Below are 16,576 nucleotides of genomic sequence, written 5' to 3'. Positions count from 1 at the left end.
CGTTGTTTGAGGAAAGGATGGTTGGCATGAAGCTGGGAAGACGCGACGCCGTGAAACTGGTCAGCGCCGGGCTGGCGCTTGGGGCCACGTCCACCGCGACCCTCGCCAGGACACGGGTTGCCGCACCGGTGGCAGGCACTCCGGAAGGGCGCTTCCGCTCCTACATGATGATGCGGGCCGCGCTCGATGAACGACTGGTGATCGGCTACGTCAGTGGCAGCTATTTCGGGGTCGTGGGCGCCGAAGTCACTCCGCTATGGGATGTGGTCGGCGCCACCTTCGCGCGCTATCGCAAGCGGCCGAACGGCGGCTACGACGGCGTTACCGGTGAGATCGCCCATTTCCTCGATCCAGGGACCGGCGAGGCGGCCGGTCGCTTCCTCAATCCCTACACCGGCAAGTGGATGACCGATCCGCGCAACAACCTGCCGCCAAGCCGGCTCACGCTGTTGCCGACGCTGGAACTGGAAGTCCCCAAACTCTTGCCCGGGACCCGTTTCGACCACGTCATCAAGGTACCCGAAGTGCGCGGCGACGACACCTGGATCACCGAAGTGACGCGCGTCGGCATGCCAGCGCCTCCCGGAACGCCGGGATTCAATTATAGCGAGATGGTCACCCTGCACGCCCGTACCGCCGATCTGCAGCGGACCGACGTGGCGCGGGTTCCGTGCCTCACCAGCTTCACCAACGTGGTCGATTGGCGGCCGTGGATGGACATGGCTGGGCATCCCGGCCACCTCACCGCCATCGGCAGCGGCCGGTACGGGGTGACTCTGAAAGACCTCCCGGACCGCTGGACGGTCGCTACGCGCAAGCAGTTTCCCGCTTTCCTAGACGACCCTGGGGCGCTGCTCGATCCGCTCTGGAACGGCTGACGCAAGTAGGGGGGAGCGCCTTGGCCGCTCCCCCATCCATCTTACTTCTGCGGCTGAGGCCGCTTTTTGCCTCGACGCCACTCGATCCCACGCAGGATGATGTTGGGCAGCTTGCTGTTGTCCCATTCGGGCGTCGGCGCCGGACTGTCACCGAGGCGCAGCACCACCGTGCGGGTTGCCGGCGATACGTAGACCACCTGGTTCGAGTTGCCATCGAACAGGAACAGATCCTTGTCGAGGTAGGGCTCGCCATGCAGCACCTGCGGGCCGGGCTTGCCGACCGCACCGAAGCCGCGGCGATTTGCGTAGGGACCGGCCACCCACAGCCCCATGCCATAGTGCGGGTTTTGCGGGGTTCCGTGGGCCATGTCGGCAGCGTAACCCTTTGGCAGCAGACGCTTGCCATTCGCCATCCCGTCATCGAGCAGCAGCACCGCAAGCCGCAGCCAGCTTTCTGCGGGCAGGGTCATGCAGCACCCGGAATGGGCGAGGCCGCCGGGGCGATCGACCCAGATCTCGCCTCCTTCGGCGCCGAGCGGTGCAAGCACCTGCTTGCCGATGAACTCGCCATAGCGGACCCCCGTGGCACGTTCGATCAGCACCGCGACCAGTTCCGCCGTGGCGTTGCCATAACCGTAGTAGCTGCCGGGCTTATGGGTCAGCGGATAGTGTGCTACAAGGTAGGGCCCATGGTCGGGCGAGAGATAGGCGCGGTTCAAAGGGTGATCGGGATCGCTGCTCGCGGCTTGTTCCATAAGGCCCGATCGCATGTCGAGCAGGTGGCGCACGGTCATCGCCGCCTTGGCGGAGCCCCGCCACTCGGGAATGAAGTCTGTCAGTGGCTGGTTGACCGAGCGGATTTTGCCGAGTGCGATGGCGCGGCCGACCGCGATAGCGCCAAGTGGTTTGGACAGGGATTTCGAGACGATCTGGGCGGAGCGGTCGCCGCCCTTGAAGTATTCCGCGCGCTGAACCTTGCCGTTGCGCCAGACGATGAACGCCCGGGCATTGCTGGCCCGCGCATACGTCGCGGCGGCATCCAGCGCGGCAGGCTTCACGGTCAACTGTGCCGTGCTAGCCGTTGGTAGCGGCGAGGCTCCGGGGGCACCCGCGATCGGTTCCATTGGGGAATAGCTGGTCAAGATGCCGCCGTTTGCCATGATCGCTTTGAACCGCTCGCGATATACCGCCTCGTCCGCATCCGAGGCCGGGGCCTGTCGCGCCATGGCGGAATCCGTGCAAAATATCGCCACGGCCCCAAGTAGAAACCGCAAGCATCTTAGCCCAGTCATGTCAATTCTCCCATAGGACGCCGCAAGCTGTCGCGTAGTGCGGAGGCAGTCGCAGCGAATGGATTCGCACAGCATGGAAGGCATTTGAAGTGACGGCACACCATGGAAATACGTACTTTGCTAATTGATCGTCCGTCGGACATGATAGTTCGCTTGCAAAGCATGGCGACCACTGACGCAGGTTTCGCTATCCGCGCCGATTGCGTAAAACACGCGCGTCAGATTGATAAGGCGACCCGCAATGCGCCGTTATACGGAGACCTGGGCAAACCGGTGGCTAGGCGGCAGATTTCCTGACCTACGCCAGCCATGGCGTACTCGGCCCGCTTCCGTTGGCGACTGGCTGGGCTTAAATATAACGGGGTCAACGGTTCCTTTGACCCCGTTATATGGATTGTGAAAAATGGCTTTGATTGGCTACGCCCGCGTATCCACCGATGAACAGGACACGGCGGCGCAGTTGGACGAGCTGCGGCGGGCGGGGTGCGTGACGATCCTGGAGGATCGCGCTAGCGGTGGAAGCCGGAGCCGGCCGAGCTTAGTTCGAGCGCTCGCCGCCGTGGGGCAGGGGGATACGTTGGTGGTCGTCCGCATCGACCGGCTCGCACGCTCGCTTTCGCATTTGCTTGAGATCGTGGAGATGCTGCGGGCCAAGGGGGCCTATTTTCGCTCGATCAACGATCCGATCGACACGGGCAGCCCCCAGGGGATGCTGATGACGCAGATGCTGGGCGCTTTTGCAGAGTTCGAGCGCGCGCTGATCCGAGAGCGCACGCGCGCCGGCCTTAAGGCGGCGGTGGCAAGGGGCGCCAAACCCGGAAACCCCAAGATGCGTGTTCGGGATCCCGGAGCCATTGACGACCTGCGGCACACTTTGAAGCAGCGTCATCTCAATGAGCTGATCGACGGAAGGTCTCGCTGGCTGCCTCTCGTACAGAGACTGCGGCCCGCGTTGCCCTGGGCGTTAGTGCTGCGTCATGTTCGGGCAGTCAGGCTGCCGGTCCGGACATTCACCGAACGCACGCTCGTGAAGGCATGCCGAACGTTGGTTGACGCCGGCTATGCCAGTGCTGAAATTCTGCAACCCGCTCCGAGGCTTTCGCCAGACAGCCGGGTGGCGCTTCTCGTCGCAGACAGGGTCAAAACAGATCCGGAAGCGACCCTGGCCGAGATTGCCGCGTGGCTGAGCAAGGATTTGCGAGAACCTACGCCGCGAGGGGGGATGACTTGGTCACCTGAAGGCGTTCGGCGAGTCATTGCGCGGGCTCCAGGCGAAGCTGGCAGCGCCAGCCACCATAGTCGTAACCAATGCGTTCGCCCGGGGTCAGGCAAAAGCTCGAAAGCGGCTTTTCTGCCGTTTGGCTGAAATCGGCACCGCCACAACCGCGACGACGACCGAACTGGGCAAGCCCGTGGATCCGAAACTCGTGCCAGCTTCGGTTGTCCCACCCCATGCACAGCTGAATAAGTTGGTGAAGCTCGCCAATTGTCATATCCGGTCGCACAAGCAATCGACGCCAAGGCGCATGACCAACGTCAAGTAGCATCACGTGAAGCTGATAGCGATAATCGGGATAAACCACTTGGGCCATCGCCAGCAGCTGCCCTATCCCGAGCTCAACCGCTACTCAGTTGAACTCGAGCCCCCGTTCTGCCCTGGTCTCCGACAACGGGTCAGCGCATCTGTAATACAGATACATAATCATCATAAATATAGATTTGTAAAATTCATCACTGTGAGGCAGTGGTCCGCCAAGGGCTTCAAACAGCCTATGATCCGATCTCAAAGGGAGAGATGAAAGTGCGTAAGTCGGCGATATTGTTACTAGCGACGTCCGCAGCGCTCTGGAGCGCGCCCAGCCTGGCTCAACAGGCAGCGGCATCTTCCTCCGATGGTGCGACGGACAGTTCCGATATTGTCGTGACGGCTCAGCGCCGTTCGGAGCGCCTTCAAGACGTCCCCGTCAGTGTTCAGGCCGTTTCTGCTGACATGCTGCGCAATGCTGGCGTCAACGATCAGCGGCAGCTCTCGCTGATCGCGCCTAGCCTTCAGGTGCAGCAGGATAACAACTACGCGGTGCGTGGCGTCGGCACATCGACTTTCGCCAATACGATTGAATCGAGCGTCGCGACTGCGATTGACGATGTCACGCTCGGCAGCCGTGTGCTGAACGGCAACCCGTTCTTGGATATCGCCCAGGTCGAAGTTCTTAACGGGCCGCAGGGCTTGCTGTTCGGCAAGAACGCGTCGGCAGGTCTGGTCAACATCACCACGAAGCGCCCGGAGCTCGGCGTCTACGGTTCGTCCTTCGATGCCGAGGCGGTCTCCCGCGATCGCCCAGGTTCCGATGGTCAGGGGGTTGTCGCCCGCGCGACCGTCAATGTACCTTTCGGCCAGACCGCGGCGCTGCGGGTGAACGGCATCTATCGTTACGATGAGCCGATCGTCCGCGACCTGCGTACTAACGGTCAAGGCCGCTATGACCCCGATTTCCGCCAGTACGGCGGCCGCGCCAAGTTCCTGTATGAGCCGACGAGCCAGCTATCGCTGTATCTGCTTGGCGAATACTTCGAGCAGCACGGCGTGGGTACGGTTTTCGACGGTACCTACCGCACTGCCGGCCCAGCGGGCATGGATGCCCCACTCCTAGCGCAGAGCGGTATCGCACCGAGCCCGACGAACCTTGTGGTCGACTCGGATGCGCCGGCGTGGCGCGATCTGACTACTGGCGGGGCACAGGCGTCGGCTTCCTACCAGTTCGACAACGGCTGGACCCTTTCTAACATCTTCGCCTGGAAGACCTACAAACTCGACCAGCAGGTTGACGGCGACAATCTTCAGGAGGACGGCGCTAACATCAACGCACAGCGCGCGAACTACGACCAGTATAGCAACGAACTGCGCCTGGCTCTGCCTGCGGCAGGCCGCCTCTCCGGGCAGGTCGGCCTCTATTACTTCAAGTCGACGCTTAACCAGCAATTCCAGATTGCCGGCAGCAGCCTTTTGCCGAGCTTCGTGCTTCCCAACTTCCCATTCTGCGTGGGCGCCACTCCCGGCGTCGGCGGCTGCCAGACCAGCAACCGCTACTTCCTGGGTCAGGATAAGGTTTATCGCCTCGACAACGAAAGCTACGCGGCCTTCGGTCAGTTCACGTACGAAGTTGTCGATGGCCTGAAGCTGATCGCCGGTGCACGCGTCACCCGCGACAAGGTGTCGATCGACCTCGACCAGAACACCGACCGCTATTTCCTCGTTCTGGGTGTCCCAAATTCCAGCTTCGACCAGAGCCTGAGCAAGACGACCGTCAGCTATCGCGCAGGCGCCCAATACAACTTCAATCGCGACATCATGGTCTACGCCACTTACGGTCGCGGATGGAAGGGGCCGGGCATGAATGACACCGGAGCGTCGTTAACTGCCGACCTGCGGGTGCAGCCGGAACGCGCGGACACCTTCGAAGCAGGCGTGAAGACTTCTTTGTTCGATCGCCTCCTGACGCTGAACGCAACGGTCTTCCACACCCAGTTCAGCAACCTGCAGGCGCAGACGTTCGACACCGACCTTCGCGCGTTCGTGATCGGCAATGCCGGTAAGGCGACTAGCAAGGGTGCCGAGGCGAATGCCACGTTGCGTCCGTTCAAGGGCTTCTCGCTCAACGCCAACGTGGCCTACGTCGATGCCAAGTACAATGACTTCGCGAGTGCGCAGTGCTATGTCACACAGAGCCCTTGTGGCGTGACCGGCACGTTCAACGCCGCGGGCAACCGCCTGACCTACGCGCCTAAGTTCACGTCCACGCTGTCGGCCTCCTACGAGGTGCCGGTGTCGGCTTCGACGTCGCTTGTGTTCGATGGAAGCTATTACCACCGCAGCAGTATCGAAACACTTGTCAACGCTGCCCCGGGCTCGCGAATCGACGCGATCGACATCCTGAACGCCAGCATCGGCTTCCGGGGCGATCGTTTCTCGGCCGGCATTTTCTGCAAGAATTGCACGAACAAGGTCTACGCTCTCTCCACCGGCAGCGAACCTGGCGACAGCAATGCCGGCGTATTGACCTTGGCGCAACGGATCGGCATCGACTCAGTACGCTCGATTGGAATCCGCTTCGGCTTCAACTACTAAGTCTCATGTTTGTGAGCGGGGGTGTCTACGCGGCGCCTCCGCTTACTTTTTAGAAGCAGGATCAGGCGCGCCTGCCGCCACCTCCGCTGTAGGCCACGCCCTTCAAATTAATTGTAAGGGTCCCCATTTGGCCGCTTTCCGCTTTCTGTTAGCCACCGCCCTGACCAGCGCTGCCGCCATTCCTGCCGACGCCAGGCCCGATGCAAATCCTGCTGCGGCAGCCGCGCAGGCTCCGGCCGATCCGTTGCTCGCAGGGTTCCGCTCCCCTCCTCAATCCGCGCGGCCCTTCGTCTGGTGGCACTGGATGAACGGCAATGTGACCGCCGAAGGTGCGCGCCTTGATCTGGAGTGGATGGAGCGCATCGGCATAGGCGGGGTTCAGGTCTTCGAAGGAGACCTGTCCACGCCGCAGCTTGTGCCACAACGCCTTGCCTGGATGTCACCGGGGTGGAAAGCTGCGATGCGCGAGAGCGTCGGCACTGCAGCACGTCTGGGCCTCGATTTCGGCATCGCCACTTCGCCGGGCTGGAGCATCAGCGGGGCGCCCTTCGTCCTGCCGCAGAACGCGATGAAGAAGCTGGTGTGGAGCGAGACACCTGTTTCCGGCGGTAGGTCATTCAAGGGGCTTCTTGCCCCGCCTCCCTCGGTTTCCGGCCCGTTTCAGGATGTAGCGGGGCCTGCACAGGTCGCCCCCTTCTATCGCGACGTGCGGGTTCTTGCCTTACCGGACAACGACCCCGCGTTAACACCCGAGCGGTTCGTTTCAAGCGCGGGCAAGGTCAACGCCCATCTGCTGACGGATGGCGCCTTTGGCCAGGTCGAACAGTTGCCTTACAGCAAGGAGGCACCCGAGGCCTGGCTTCGGCAGGACTTCGGCAAGCCCGTCACTGTCCGGTCGGTGACCCTCGGGCTTCCGGGTGCACGAGGTTTCGGCGCGCCGCCGGTGCCTGAAGCGGTGCTCGAAGTCAGCGACGATGGCGAGGAATTTCGCCAGGTAGTCGAATTGCCCGCAACCCGTGCGCAGGTACGCGTCGCATCCTTTGCACCCGTGACCGGGCGATTTTTCCGGGTCCGGCTACACCTGCTGCCTTCCGATGCCGTGCTGATCGGTTCCGCCCAGAATGTCCCGGGGCTGGCTCCTTTGCCTCAGGCAGCCCCAGCCGCGACAACGTTCAACGTGTCGGAGTTCACGCTGACGCAAGACGGGAAAGTCGATCACGCTGCGGAGAAAGCAGGTTTCGCCGCGATGGATGATTACTACGCCGTTCCCACCGGCAAGGACGGCGTCGCCACCCCAATCGCGCACGACAAGATCCTCGACATCACGCGCTACATGGATGCGTCCGGGCGCCTCGAATGGCGCGCGCCCAAAGGCCGGTGGAAGGTGCTGCGCTTTGGCTACAGCCTGACCGGTCATCAGAACGGACCGGCGCCCGCCGAAGCTACCGGACTCGAAGTGGACAAGCTCGATCCCGATGCCGGGCGGTCTTATGCCGAAACGTACCTCGGGCTTTACCGTGATGCCATTGGCCCCGATCTTGCGGCCGAGGGCCTTACCGCGCTGCTGAGCGACAGCATCGAGGCTGGCGAGCAGAACTGGACTCCCGCCTTGATCGACGAATTCCGGCGACGGCGCGGCTACGATCCGGTGCCCTGGTTTCCGACCTTGACCGGAACCGTCGTGGAAAGCGCCGAAAAGACCGACCATTTTTTGTGGGACTACCGGCGGACCATCTCGGACCTCCTGACGCAGGGCCATTACGCGGTGCTGGCTTCGGTGGCGCACGAGAATGGTCTCAAATACTATTCGGAGGCGCTGGAGGACCATCGGCCGCAACTTGGTGATGACCTTGCCATGCGCGCTCAAGCCGATGTCCCGATGGGCGCGATCTGGACTACGTCCGGCGGACAAAAGCCACGCCAAACCTTCGTGGCGGACCTGCAAGGCGCCGCATCCGTGGCGCACGTCCATGGCAAGCCGCTCGTCGCCTCCGAAACTTTCACGGCGTTCGGCGCCCCCTGGGGGTTTGCTCCGCGCGACCTCAAGGCCACCGCCGACATGGCGTTCGCGCTGGGGGTGAACCGGATCATGATCCACACATCGCCGCACCAGCCCCTCACCAACCTAAAACCCGGCATGTCCATGGCGCCATTGCTCGGCCAGTATTTTAGCCGGAACGAGACCTGGGGCGAGATGGCGAAGGGCTGGACCGATTATCTCGCACGCAGTTCGTTCCTTCTGCAGCAGGGCACCTCGGTGGCCGATATCGCTTATTTCGCGGGTGAAGAGGCTCCGATAACGGGCCTTTATGGCGAAGTGCCGGTCGATCTTCCGCCGGGCAGGGGCTTCGACTTCCTTGATCTCGACACGCTGCTGAGGGGGTCATCGGTCAGCGCGGATGGCGCCATCGTCACCAAAGGAGGTGCGCGCTATCCGCTCCTCGTGCTGGGTGGCAGCGCGCGTTTCATGACTTTGGCCACGTTGCGCCGCGTGCGTGATCTGGTGCATCAGGGGGCAGCGGTAGTAGGCGCAAAACCCGTCGGTTCGCCAAGCTTGGGCGACGACCAGGCTGAGTTTCAAGCGCTTGCGGACAGCCTGTGGCAGCGGCCATTGAACGACGGCGGGCATATATACCCCACCCTGGACGCCGCTTTCACCGCACGGCGCATTTCGCCGGATTGGAAGGCGAGCGGCATGGATGCAGGCAGGCTTGGCGTCCTTCATCGCCAGTTGGGTGATGGCCACATCTGGTTTGTGTCGAACCAATCGGGTCGGCGGCAGCAAGGGGAACTGTCCCTGCGTGTTACGGGGCTGGAACCGGAATTGTGGTTTGCCGATACTGGAGAGGTTCGCCCTGCCGGTTATCGCATCGAAGGCGGGCGTACGATCGTTTTTCTAACGATGAACCCCGACGACGCCGTGTTCATCGTGATGAAAAGGCCTGCTAAGGGAGACGCAAGGACAGTCCCTCACCCGGTGGATCGTGAAATCGCAACGCTCGATACCGGATGGCGCCTTTCGCTCAGGCAAGTCCGGGAAGGACCGACCGGGCTGACATCATGGACCGAGGCGACGAAGCCCGACATCAGGTACTTCTCGGGAACCGGCATCTATCGCCGCAGCCTCGATGTTCCGTCGGGATGGCTGGCGGGCAAGGGGCACCTGCTTCTCGATCTTGGCGATGTCCGCGATGTAGCTGTAGTCCGGATCAACGGCAAGGAAGTCGGCACCGCCTGGAAGGCTCCGTATCGGGTGGATGTCACGCAAGCCCTGCACAAGGGGGCAAACACGGTGGAGGTCGATGTCGCCAACCTGTGGGTCAACCGGTTGATAGGGGATGCCCAGCCCGGGGCGATCAGGCAGACGGTGACAGACGGACCGACTTACACAGCTGATGCAAAGCTGCGGCCTTCCGGCATTCTGGGACCGGTAAGGCTGATGGCCACCGACGATTGAACGAAAGTTTTGGAGAACCGAGAATGGTGAAAATTGCACGCCGTAATCTGATGGCTTCTTCCGTCGTGGCATTGGCGACGGCTGCTGCCCCCGCGATCGCTCGGACGGCATCTGCCGGTGGATTTCCCAAACGATTTTTGTGGGGCGCGGCGACTGCGGGCCATCAGGTTGAAGGCAACAACGTCAACGCGGACCAGTGGCTACTGGAAACGGTGAAGCCCACTTTGCCGGTGTCGCCTTCCGGTGATGCCTGCAACAGCTTCGAATTGTGGCGCACCGACCTTGATATCGCGCGCGATCTCAATCTCAACACCTATCGCTTTTCAGTGGAATGGCCCCGAATCGAGCCGGAGGAGGGAATGTTTTCCGTCGCGATGCTCGACCACTACCGCGCCATCGCCAGGGGATGCCGGGAGCGCGGGCTGACGCCCGTCATCACGCTTTGCCACTTCACGACGCCACGCTGGTTCGCGGCGCGTGGAGGCTGGACCAATGACGCGGCGCCGCCCTTGTTCGCTCGGTACTGCGAAAAAGTGATTCGTCATCTGGGTGAGGACGTGGCCTATGTTGCCACGCTGAACGAGCCCAACAATGCCCTTTTGCTGCAGTCCGTCTTGCCGGAGCAATTCTGGCAGGCGCTGAGGGCCAGCCTCGACGCTTGCGCGAAAGCCTCGGGAGGCTCGCACTTCACCGTGGGCAACACCGTTCTGCCCGAAGACGTGGAGGCAGTAACCCGCAACATGCTGTTCGGGCACCGGCTGGCAAGGGCCGCGATCAAGGCCGTGCGGTCCGATCTTCCGGTGGGGGTGACGCTTGCGGTGCTCGACGACCAGGCGGCCGGCAAAGACAGCCTGCGCGATGCCATGCGGGAGAAATTCTATGGCGCCTGGTTGCGCTCCTCGCGGGACGACGACTTTGTGGGCGTGCAGAATTACGAGCGTGCCGTCTGGGACGCCAAGGGTAAGTTGCCCCCGCCGCAGGGCGCACCGACGAATTACTCGGGCGCCGAGATTTATCCTGCATCGCTGGCGAACGCGGTCAAATACGTCCACTCCGCTACCGGCAAGCCGATCCTGGTCACCGAACACGGTGTTGGCACCCCCGATGACAGCAAGCGAGCGGCGCTGATTCCGGCGGCCCTCAAGTATCTCGAAGCTGCAGTGGCGCAAGGCGTGCCGGTTCTCGGCTACATCCATTGGTCGCTGCTCGACAATTACGAATGGGGCGGTAGCAAGGACGCGGAGTTTGGCCTCGTCGCGGTGGATCGCCAGACGTTTGTGCGAAGCCCTAAGCCGAGCGCCGCCGTTCTTTCCGCAATCGCGCGCCAGAACGCGGTTTGATACCATCGATCGATGGCTTGGTATTTGCATGATGGATTGATCTCGATAAGAACAATCTATTATCAAAATTATTGAGAGAGTGGCATCGCCGGTTCCAACGGCTGCAAACAGCCTGCTGAAGATGTGCATAGGGGTCGAGGATGCTGCGCGCTCGCACGCATTCCGTGCCTTTCGGAAAGGTCATGATATCCGATGTCTGGAAAAATCAAACGCGGCGTGAGCCTGTATTCCTTCCAGGAGGAAATGTTCCTGGGCCGGATGAACGTGGACGATGTCGTCGCCTTTGCCGCATCGATCGGTGCGCGCGGTATCGAAATCCTGCCAGAGCAGAACATGCCGACGTTCCCCAACATTACCGATGCCCAGATCGGCGAGTGGCAGGACATGATGGCCCGCCACGGCACCCATTTCACCTGCTACGACATGTTCCTGGACACCAAGCTGCGCAAGGGCGAGCTGCTGTCCGATGACGAACAGGTGGAAAGCATCAAGCGCGACCTGACGCTCTGCAATCGCCTCGGCATCCGCAACATGCGCATCCTGATCTTCGTGCGTCCGGACATCCTGGAAAAGTGCGTTCCTTATGCCGAGCAGATGGACGTGCACATGGGCGTCGAAGTCCATGCTCCGTGGAATCTGGAGCATGCCTGGATCCTGCGCACGATCGAGGTGGCCGACCGTCTTGGCACGCAGCACCTGGGCATTCTGCCGGACATGGGCATCTTCATGAAACACTACCCGCCCGAATTCCGCGCCCGCTTCGAGCGCCAAGGCGCCCGCCCCGAGATAGCCCAGTTCATAGTTGAACAGCACGAACAGAAGATCATGTGCGAGTACACGATCTATGAAGTCGCAGTGAAGATGGGAGGTAACAAGGCCGAAGTGGCCATGGCCGAGACATTGCGCCATGCCCCTTACGCCAACCCCAAGCGGATCGGGGACTATGCACCCTATTTCCGCCATATCCAGGCCAAGTTCTACGGCATGACGGCAAACTGCACCGATCCGACGCTCGCGTATGACGAAGTGATCCCCGAACTGGTGAAGTGCGGTTGGGAAGGAACGCTTTCGAGCGAGTACGAAGGCAACCGCTGGATTCAGGACGTGGAAGAGGTGGACAGCCGCGAGCAGGTGCGCCGCCAGCACGTCATGTTCGAAAACCTCATTGCCAAGGCGCAAAGCGAACTGGAGACCGTCTGATGTTCGACAAGTATCTCATTGACGCTGAAAGCCTGCGCAACACCGGTCCCGCCGACGCGCCCACCGGCTTTGCCTTCGAGGCGAAGCTGGGCTACTATCGTGGTCTTGGCCTGTCGATGATCGAGAAGCTCGACGTATCGATCGATGGCGAGGCCCTCCCCCGTGAGGCCGTGCGCTTCGACGAGGGCATGGGCGCCGTGACGCTGGACGAGATGGAAACCGCCTACGACCGTCGCTGGCCGTTCGGTACGGCGGCGACGATCCTGGTCGATCATCCCGGCGGTTTCCCGGCAGGTGAGCACGAACTGACGTTCCTGCAGCAACTGCGCGTTTCCTACCTCCCGTTCCCCGCCGTCAATACCGACAAGAAGACTGTATCGGTAGCAGCATGATCGACCGCCGATATGCCCTGCGGCTCGGAGCCTTGGCCGGCCTCGCGGCTGGTGGCCCGTCCATGGCGGGAGCGGCCGCTTCTGCGTCCGTTCCTGCCGGGCCGGAAGGGCAGCGTCGAGCCGATCGGGGCAACGCAACCTACCTCAACCCGATCCTGGCCGGGGACTTCCCTGACCCCTCCATTCTCAAGGACGGCGATGACTATTACCTGACCCATTCGTCTTTCGAGGCGGCCCCGGGACTGATGATCTGGCATTCGCGCGATCTGGTGAACTGGGCGCCGATCGGGCCTGCTCTGGAGAAGCCGCTGGGCACCGTGTTCGCGGTGGACCTCGTGAAGCACGCAGGGCGCTACTACATCTACATTCCCTTCATGGCGGCGCCATGGTCCAAGGGTCTGAAGAGCTTTGCGAACACTTATGTCATTCATGCCGAAGATATTCGCGGACCGTGGAGCGAGCCGGTTGACCTCGGCATCGGTGGTCTGATCGATCCCGGCCATGTCGTTGGAGAGGACGGCAAGCGATACCTGTTCCTCAGCGGCATCAACCGCGTTCGCCTGACTGACGACGGGCTGGCTACCGACGGTCCTGTCGAGAAGGTCTACAATGGCTGGAAGTATCCGGACGACTGGATCACCGAAGCCTATTCACTCGAAGGTCCCAAGCTCCTGCGGCGGGGTGAGTGGTTCTACCTCATCACGGCGGTTGGCGGCACTGCTGGTCCGCCGACAGGACACATGGTTACCGTCGCGCGATCGCGTTCGATCAACGGGCCATGGCAGGACTGTCCGCACAACCCGATCATCCGAACCTGGAATCCAGCTGACAAGTGGCTGTCGCGCGGCCATGCCACCTTCGTTGAAGGTCCGGCGGGAGACTGGTGGGCGGTCTATCACGGCTACGAGATCGGGTACTACACGCTGGGTCGGCAGACCCTGCTCGAACCGATCCGGTGGGACGTGGATGGCTGGCCCCGCGCAATGGGCGGGGATCTTGCCAAGCCTTTGCCTTCACCACGCGGCGGCCGGGCCGTGCCGCACGGGATGGCATGGTCGGATGATTTCACTGTGCCCGCGATCGGCTCACGCTGGCGGTTCTACAACCAGACACCGACCGAGGGCGCACGGGCGAAGATCGGGAACGGCGTACTCGAACTTTCGGCAAAGGGCACCGGCCCGCAGGATACCTCCCCGCTGACGCATCTCGTCGGCGATCATGCCTACCAATCCACCGTCTCGCTGGAACTTGAAGGGGGAGCGCAGGCGGGCCTGCTGCTGTTCTTCAACGACCGCCTTTTCCTTGGCATGGGTTACGATGGTGAGCGGATGATCAGCTATCGCGGGGGCAAGGCAAGCTATTGGCAAGAGCCTGTCGGCAAGAGCCGCAAGATCGATTTGCGCATCGTCAACGACCGCAACATCGTGACCATGTATCATCGATTGCCGGGCGGTGACTGGATTCGCCATGCAGTGCGCAGCGAAGTATCCGGGTACCAGGCAAACACGGTGGACGATCTCTCAAGCCTGCGCCCCGCATTGTTCGCATGTGGCGGCGGATCTGCCCGCTTCCGGGACTATCGCTATCGTGGCTTGGCGTCGGCATGACGCAACGGGAAGGGCTGGGATTAAAGATGATCCTGAAATTGGAGGCCAGAGCGAACGCGGGGGGACTCGGTCTTGGGAAGAACGCGCAATGATCGTTTCCGGCCGTCGCCTGCGCATGGGCTTGGTCGGTGGGGGGCCGGGATCGTTCATCGGTCCGGTCCATCGCATCGCCGCGGAACTGGACCGCGAAATCGAGTTGGTGGCAGGGGCTTTCAGCAGCGATGCGGGCCGATCGCGCGATGCCGGCGTGCTTTACCGCATTGATCCGTCGCGCGCCTACTCGAGCCTGGACGCTATGCTGGAGCAGGAGGCGGCGAGCATCGACGGTATCGACTTCGTGGCGGTCACGACGCCCAACTTCCACCACCTTCCTGCCGTCCGCGCCGCGCTGGCTGCGGGTGTGCCAGTCATCTGCGACAAGCCCGCCACGGCAACGCTGGCGCAGGCGGAGGAGTTGGCGACTCTGGTGCGCGCGGCCAGACTGCCGTTCGCATTGACTTATACCTATTCCGGCTATCCGCTGGTGCGCGAGGCGCGTGCCCGGATCGCCGGGGGCGCCATCGGCGAAGTGCGCAAGGTTGTGGTCGAGTATCCGCAAGGTTGGCTGGCCGGAGAGGCCGCGGGCAAGCAGGCGGAATGGCGCGTCGATCCGGTGCGCGCAGGGGCGGGAGGCTGCATTGCCGACATCGGCGTCCACGCTTTCCACCTTGCCGAGTTCGTGACCGGGCTGCGCGTCGAACGGCTCATGGCAGACCTTGGCGCGGTGGTGCCGGGGCGTGTGCTTGACGACGATTGCCAGTTGCTGCTGCGCTTCGACAACGGCGCGCGCGGCGCGTTGCTGGCCAGCCAGATCAGCGTCGGGGAGCGCAACGGCCTGCGCCTTCGCGTCTACGGGGAGACCGGCGGCTTCGACTGGAAGCAGGAGAGCCCGAACATCCTTATCCAGCACCACCTGAATGGCCGCACCGAGCTGGTGCAGGCAGGCGATCCGTCGCTGGGGGCGGATGCGGTCTGGAGCAGCCGGACGCCTGGCGGGCATCCCGAAGGCTACCTTGAAGCCTTTGCCAACATCTATCGCGACTTTGCCCGCCAATTGCGCGGGGAGCCCGGGTCGCTGGCACCGGGTATCGAAGATGGCCTTCGCGGAATGCGCCTGATCGAGACAGCGGTGGACGCCAGCGCCCGTAACCTGGGATGGGTCGATTTCCCTGGCGGACAGGACAACTGACAATGAAGACGATCAAAGGTCCCGGCATCTTCCTCGCCCAGTTCCTGGGCGACGAGGCGCCGTTCAACTCGCTGGAGAGCATCGCCGACTGGGCTGCTGCGCTGGGCTACAAGGGCCTGCAACTGCCCACCAGCAATGCCCGCCTGTTCGACCTTGAAGCCGCTGCGGACAGTCAGGACTATTGCGACGAGCTGACAGGGATGCTGGCTGCCAAAGGACTGGCGATCACCGAACTGTCGACCCACCTTCAGGGTCAGTTGGTGGCGGTCCATCCCGCCTACGACCTGCAGTTCGATGGCTTCGCAGCCCCCCACGTCAGGGGCAACCCGGAGGCACGGCGGCAATGGGCGGTCGCGCAGATGATGCTTGCGGCGAAGGCCAGCCGTCGTCTTGGCCTGATCACGCATGCCAGCTTCTCGGGCGCGTTGGCCTGGCCTTACTTCTATCCTTGGCCGCAGCGCCCGGCAGGGCTCGTGGAGGATGCCTTCGACGAGCTGGCACGCCGCTGGAACCCGATCCTCGATGCGTTCGACGAGAACGGCGTCGACATCGGCTTCGAGCTGCATCCCGGCGAAGACCTGCACGACGGCGCCACCTTCGAGATGTTCCTCGATCGCGTGGGCAACCACCCGCGTGCCAACATCCTCTACGATCCCAGCCACTTCGTGCTGCAGCAGCTGGATTATCTGCAGTTCATCGACATCTACCATGAACGCATCAAGTGCTTCCACGTGAAGGATGCGGAGTTCCGCCCCAATGGCCGGGTGGGCGTCTATGGCGGCTATCAGGGCTGGGTGGATCGGCCCGGCCGCTTCCGCTCGCTGGGTGACGGGCAGGTGGACTTCACCCAGGTCTTCTCCAAGATGGCGCAATACGACTTCGCAGGCTGGGCCGTGCTGGAATGGGAATGCGCGCTCAAGCACCCGGAACAGGGCGCCGCTGAAGGCGCGCCGTTCATAGACAGGCACATCATCCGGGTTACCGAGCGCGCCTTCGACAACTTCGCCAACTCGGGAAGCGATCGCTCGCTCAATGCACGGCTGATGGGAATTTGAC

General features: G+C 62.5%; 12 protein-coding genes. 10 read left to right on the top strand and 2 right to left on the bottom strand.

The features are described from left to right. The first annotated feature begins 26 nt into the window (after window positions 1–26). Window positions 27–878, top strand: coding sequence for a DUF1838 family protein (locus tag TQ38_RS28685; RefSeq protein WP_043980982.1), 852 nt, complete (start codon window positions 27–29; stop codon window positions 876–878). Between the two features lie 41 nt (window positions 879–919). Here the strand turns inward: TQ38_RS28685 and TQ38_RS28680 are convergent, their stop codons facing one another. Beyond that, window positions 920–2,104, bottom strand: a complete 1,185-nt coding sequence (locus tag TQ38_RS28680; protein ID WP_043980984.1) for a serine hydrolase — start codon at window positions 2,102–2,104, stop codon at window positions 920–922. 469 nt (window positions 2,105–2,573) lie between these two features. Here TQ38_RS28680 and TQ38_RS28675 point away from each other — a divergent pair, with 469 nt between their 5' ends. Next, complete coding sequence (locus TQ38_RS28675; protein WP_082058030.1) at window positions 2,574–3,536, top strand: recombinase family protein; 963 nt, start codon at window positions 2,574–2,576, stop codon at window positions 3,534–3,536. Here the strand turns inward: TQ38_RS28675 and TQ38_RS31600 are convergent. After that, a complete protein-coding gene (locus tag TQ38_RS31600) occupies window positions 3,424–3,717 on the bottom strand; it encodes a hypothetical protein (RefSeq protein ID WP_370059857.1) in 294 nt (97 codons plus the stop codon). The genes TQ38_RS28675 and TQ38_RS31600 overlap by 113 nt on opposite strands. A gap of 248 nt (window positions 3,718–3,965) precedes the next feature. Here TQ38_RS31600 and TQ38_RS28665 point away from each other — a divergent pair, with 248 nt between their 5' ends. The 8 genes from TQ38_RS28665 (at window position 3,966) to TQ38_RS28630 (ending at window position 16,575) form a co-directional block, all read left to right on the top strand. Further along, a complete protein-coding gene (locus tag TQ38_RS28665; protein WP_043980988.1) occupies window positions 3,966–6,296 on the top strand; it encodes a TonB-dependent receptor in 2,331 nt (776 codons plus the stop codon). Between the two features lie 127 nt (window positions 6,297–6,423). Beyond that, window positions 6,424–9,753, top strand: a complete 3,330-nt coding sequence (locus TQ38_RS28660; RefSeq protein WP_052506056.1) for a glycosyl hydrolase — start codon at window positions 6,424–6,426, stop codon at window positions 9,751–9,753. Window positions 9,754–9,803: 50 nt separating this feature from the next. Beyond that, entirely contained in the window at window positions 9,804–11,093 is a 1,290-nt protein-coding gene (locus TQ38_RS28655; protein ID WP_240198213.1) for a glycoside hydrolase family 1 protein, read from the top strand. Between the two features lie 216 nt (window positions 11,094–11,309). Beyond that, a complete protein-coding gene (locus TQ38_RS28650; RefSeq protein WP_240198212.1) occupies window positions 11,310–12,293 on the top strand; it encodes a TIM barrel protein in 984 nt (327 codons plus the stop codon). Further along, the gene (locus TQ38_RS28645; protein ID WP_043980994.1) at window positions 12,293–12,685 is read left to right on the top strand and encodes a DUF6379 domain-containing protein; all 393 of its coding nucleotides are present in this window, start codon (window positions 12,293–12,295) and stop codon (window positions 12,683–12,685) included. The genes TQ38_RS28650 and TQ38_RS28645 overlap by 1 nt, the downstream gene beginning before the upstream one ends. Then, window positions 12,682–14,292 (top strand): family 43 glycosylhydrolase, encoded by a 1,611-nt coding sequence (locus TQ38_RS28640; protein WP_082058032.1) that lies wholly within the window; start codon window positions 12,682–12,684, stop codon window positions 14,290–14,292. The genes TQ38_RS28645 and TQ38_RS28640 overlap by 4 nt, the downstream gene beginning before the upstream one ends. 88 nt (window positions 14,293–14,380) lie before the next feature. After that, window positions 14,381–15,520, top strand: coding sequence for a Gfo/Idh/MocA family protein (locus tag TQ38_RS28635; RefSeq protein ID WP_043980996.1), 1,140 nt, complete (start codon window positions 14,381–14,383; stop codon window positions 15,518–15,520). Window positions 15,521–15,522: 2 nt separating this feature from the next. After that, on the top strand, window positions 15,523–16,575 hold the full coding sequence (locus TQ38_RS28630; RefSeq protein ID WP_043980998.1) for a sugar phosphate isomerase/epimerase: 1,053 nt from the start codon (window positions 15,523–15,525) through the stop codon (window positions 16,573–16,575). Window position 16,576: the final 1 nt, after the last annotated feature.

Source organism: Novosphingobium sp. P6W (genome assembly GCF_000876675.2).
Classification (GTDB): Bacteria; Pseudomonadota; Alphaproteobacteria; order Sphingomonadales; family Sphingomonadaceae; genus Novosphingobium.
This window is presented reverse-complemented; position numbering and strand designations above follow the sequence as displayed.

Bases quoted from the DNA above. Each gene is read 5' to 3' on its own strand.
- TQ38_RS28685 (WP_043980982.1), top strand. From the start codon at position 27: ATGAAGCTGGGAAGACGCGACGCCGTGAAACTGGTCAGCGCCGGGCTG.
- TQ38_RS28680 (WP_043980984.1), bottom strand. From the start codon at position 2,104: ATGGCGCGACAGGCCCCGGCCTCGGATGCGGACGAGGCGGTATATCGC.
- TQ38_RS28675 (WP_082058030.1), top strand. From the start codon at position 2,574: ATGGCTTTGATTGGCTACGCCCGCGTATCCACCGATGAACAGGACACG.
- TQ38_RS31600 (WP_370059857.1), bottom strand. From the start codon at position 3,717: ATGCTACTTGACGTTGGTCATGCGCCTTGGCGTCGATTGCTTGTGCGA.
- TQ38_RS28665 (WP_043980988.1), top strand. From the start codon at position 3,966: ATGAAAGTGCGTAAGTCGGCGATATTGTTACTAGCGACGTCCGCAGCG.
- TQ38_RS28655 (WP_240198213.1), top strand. From the start codon at position 9,804: ATGGCTTCTTCCGTCGTGGCATTGGCGACGGCTGCTGCCCCCGCGATC.
- TQ38_RS28645 (WP_043980994.1), top strand. From the start codon at position 12,293: ATGTTCGACAAGTATCTCATTGACGCTGAAAGCCTGCGCAACACCGGT.
- TQ38_RS28640 (WP_082058032.1), top strand. From the start codon at position 12,682: ATGATCGACCGCCGATATGCCCTGCGGCTCGGAGCCTTGGCCGGCCTC.
- TQ38_RS28635 (WP_043980996.1), top strand. From the start codon at position 14,381: ATGATCGTTTCCGGCCGTCGCCTGCGCATGGGCTTGGTCGGTGGGGGG.
- TQ38_RS28630 (WP_043980998.1), top strand. From the start codon at position 15,523: ATGAAGACGATCAAAGGTCCCGGCATCTTCCTCGCCCAGTTCCTGGGC.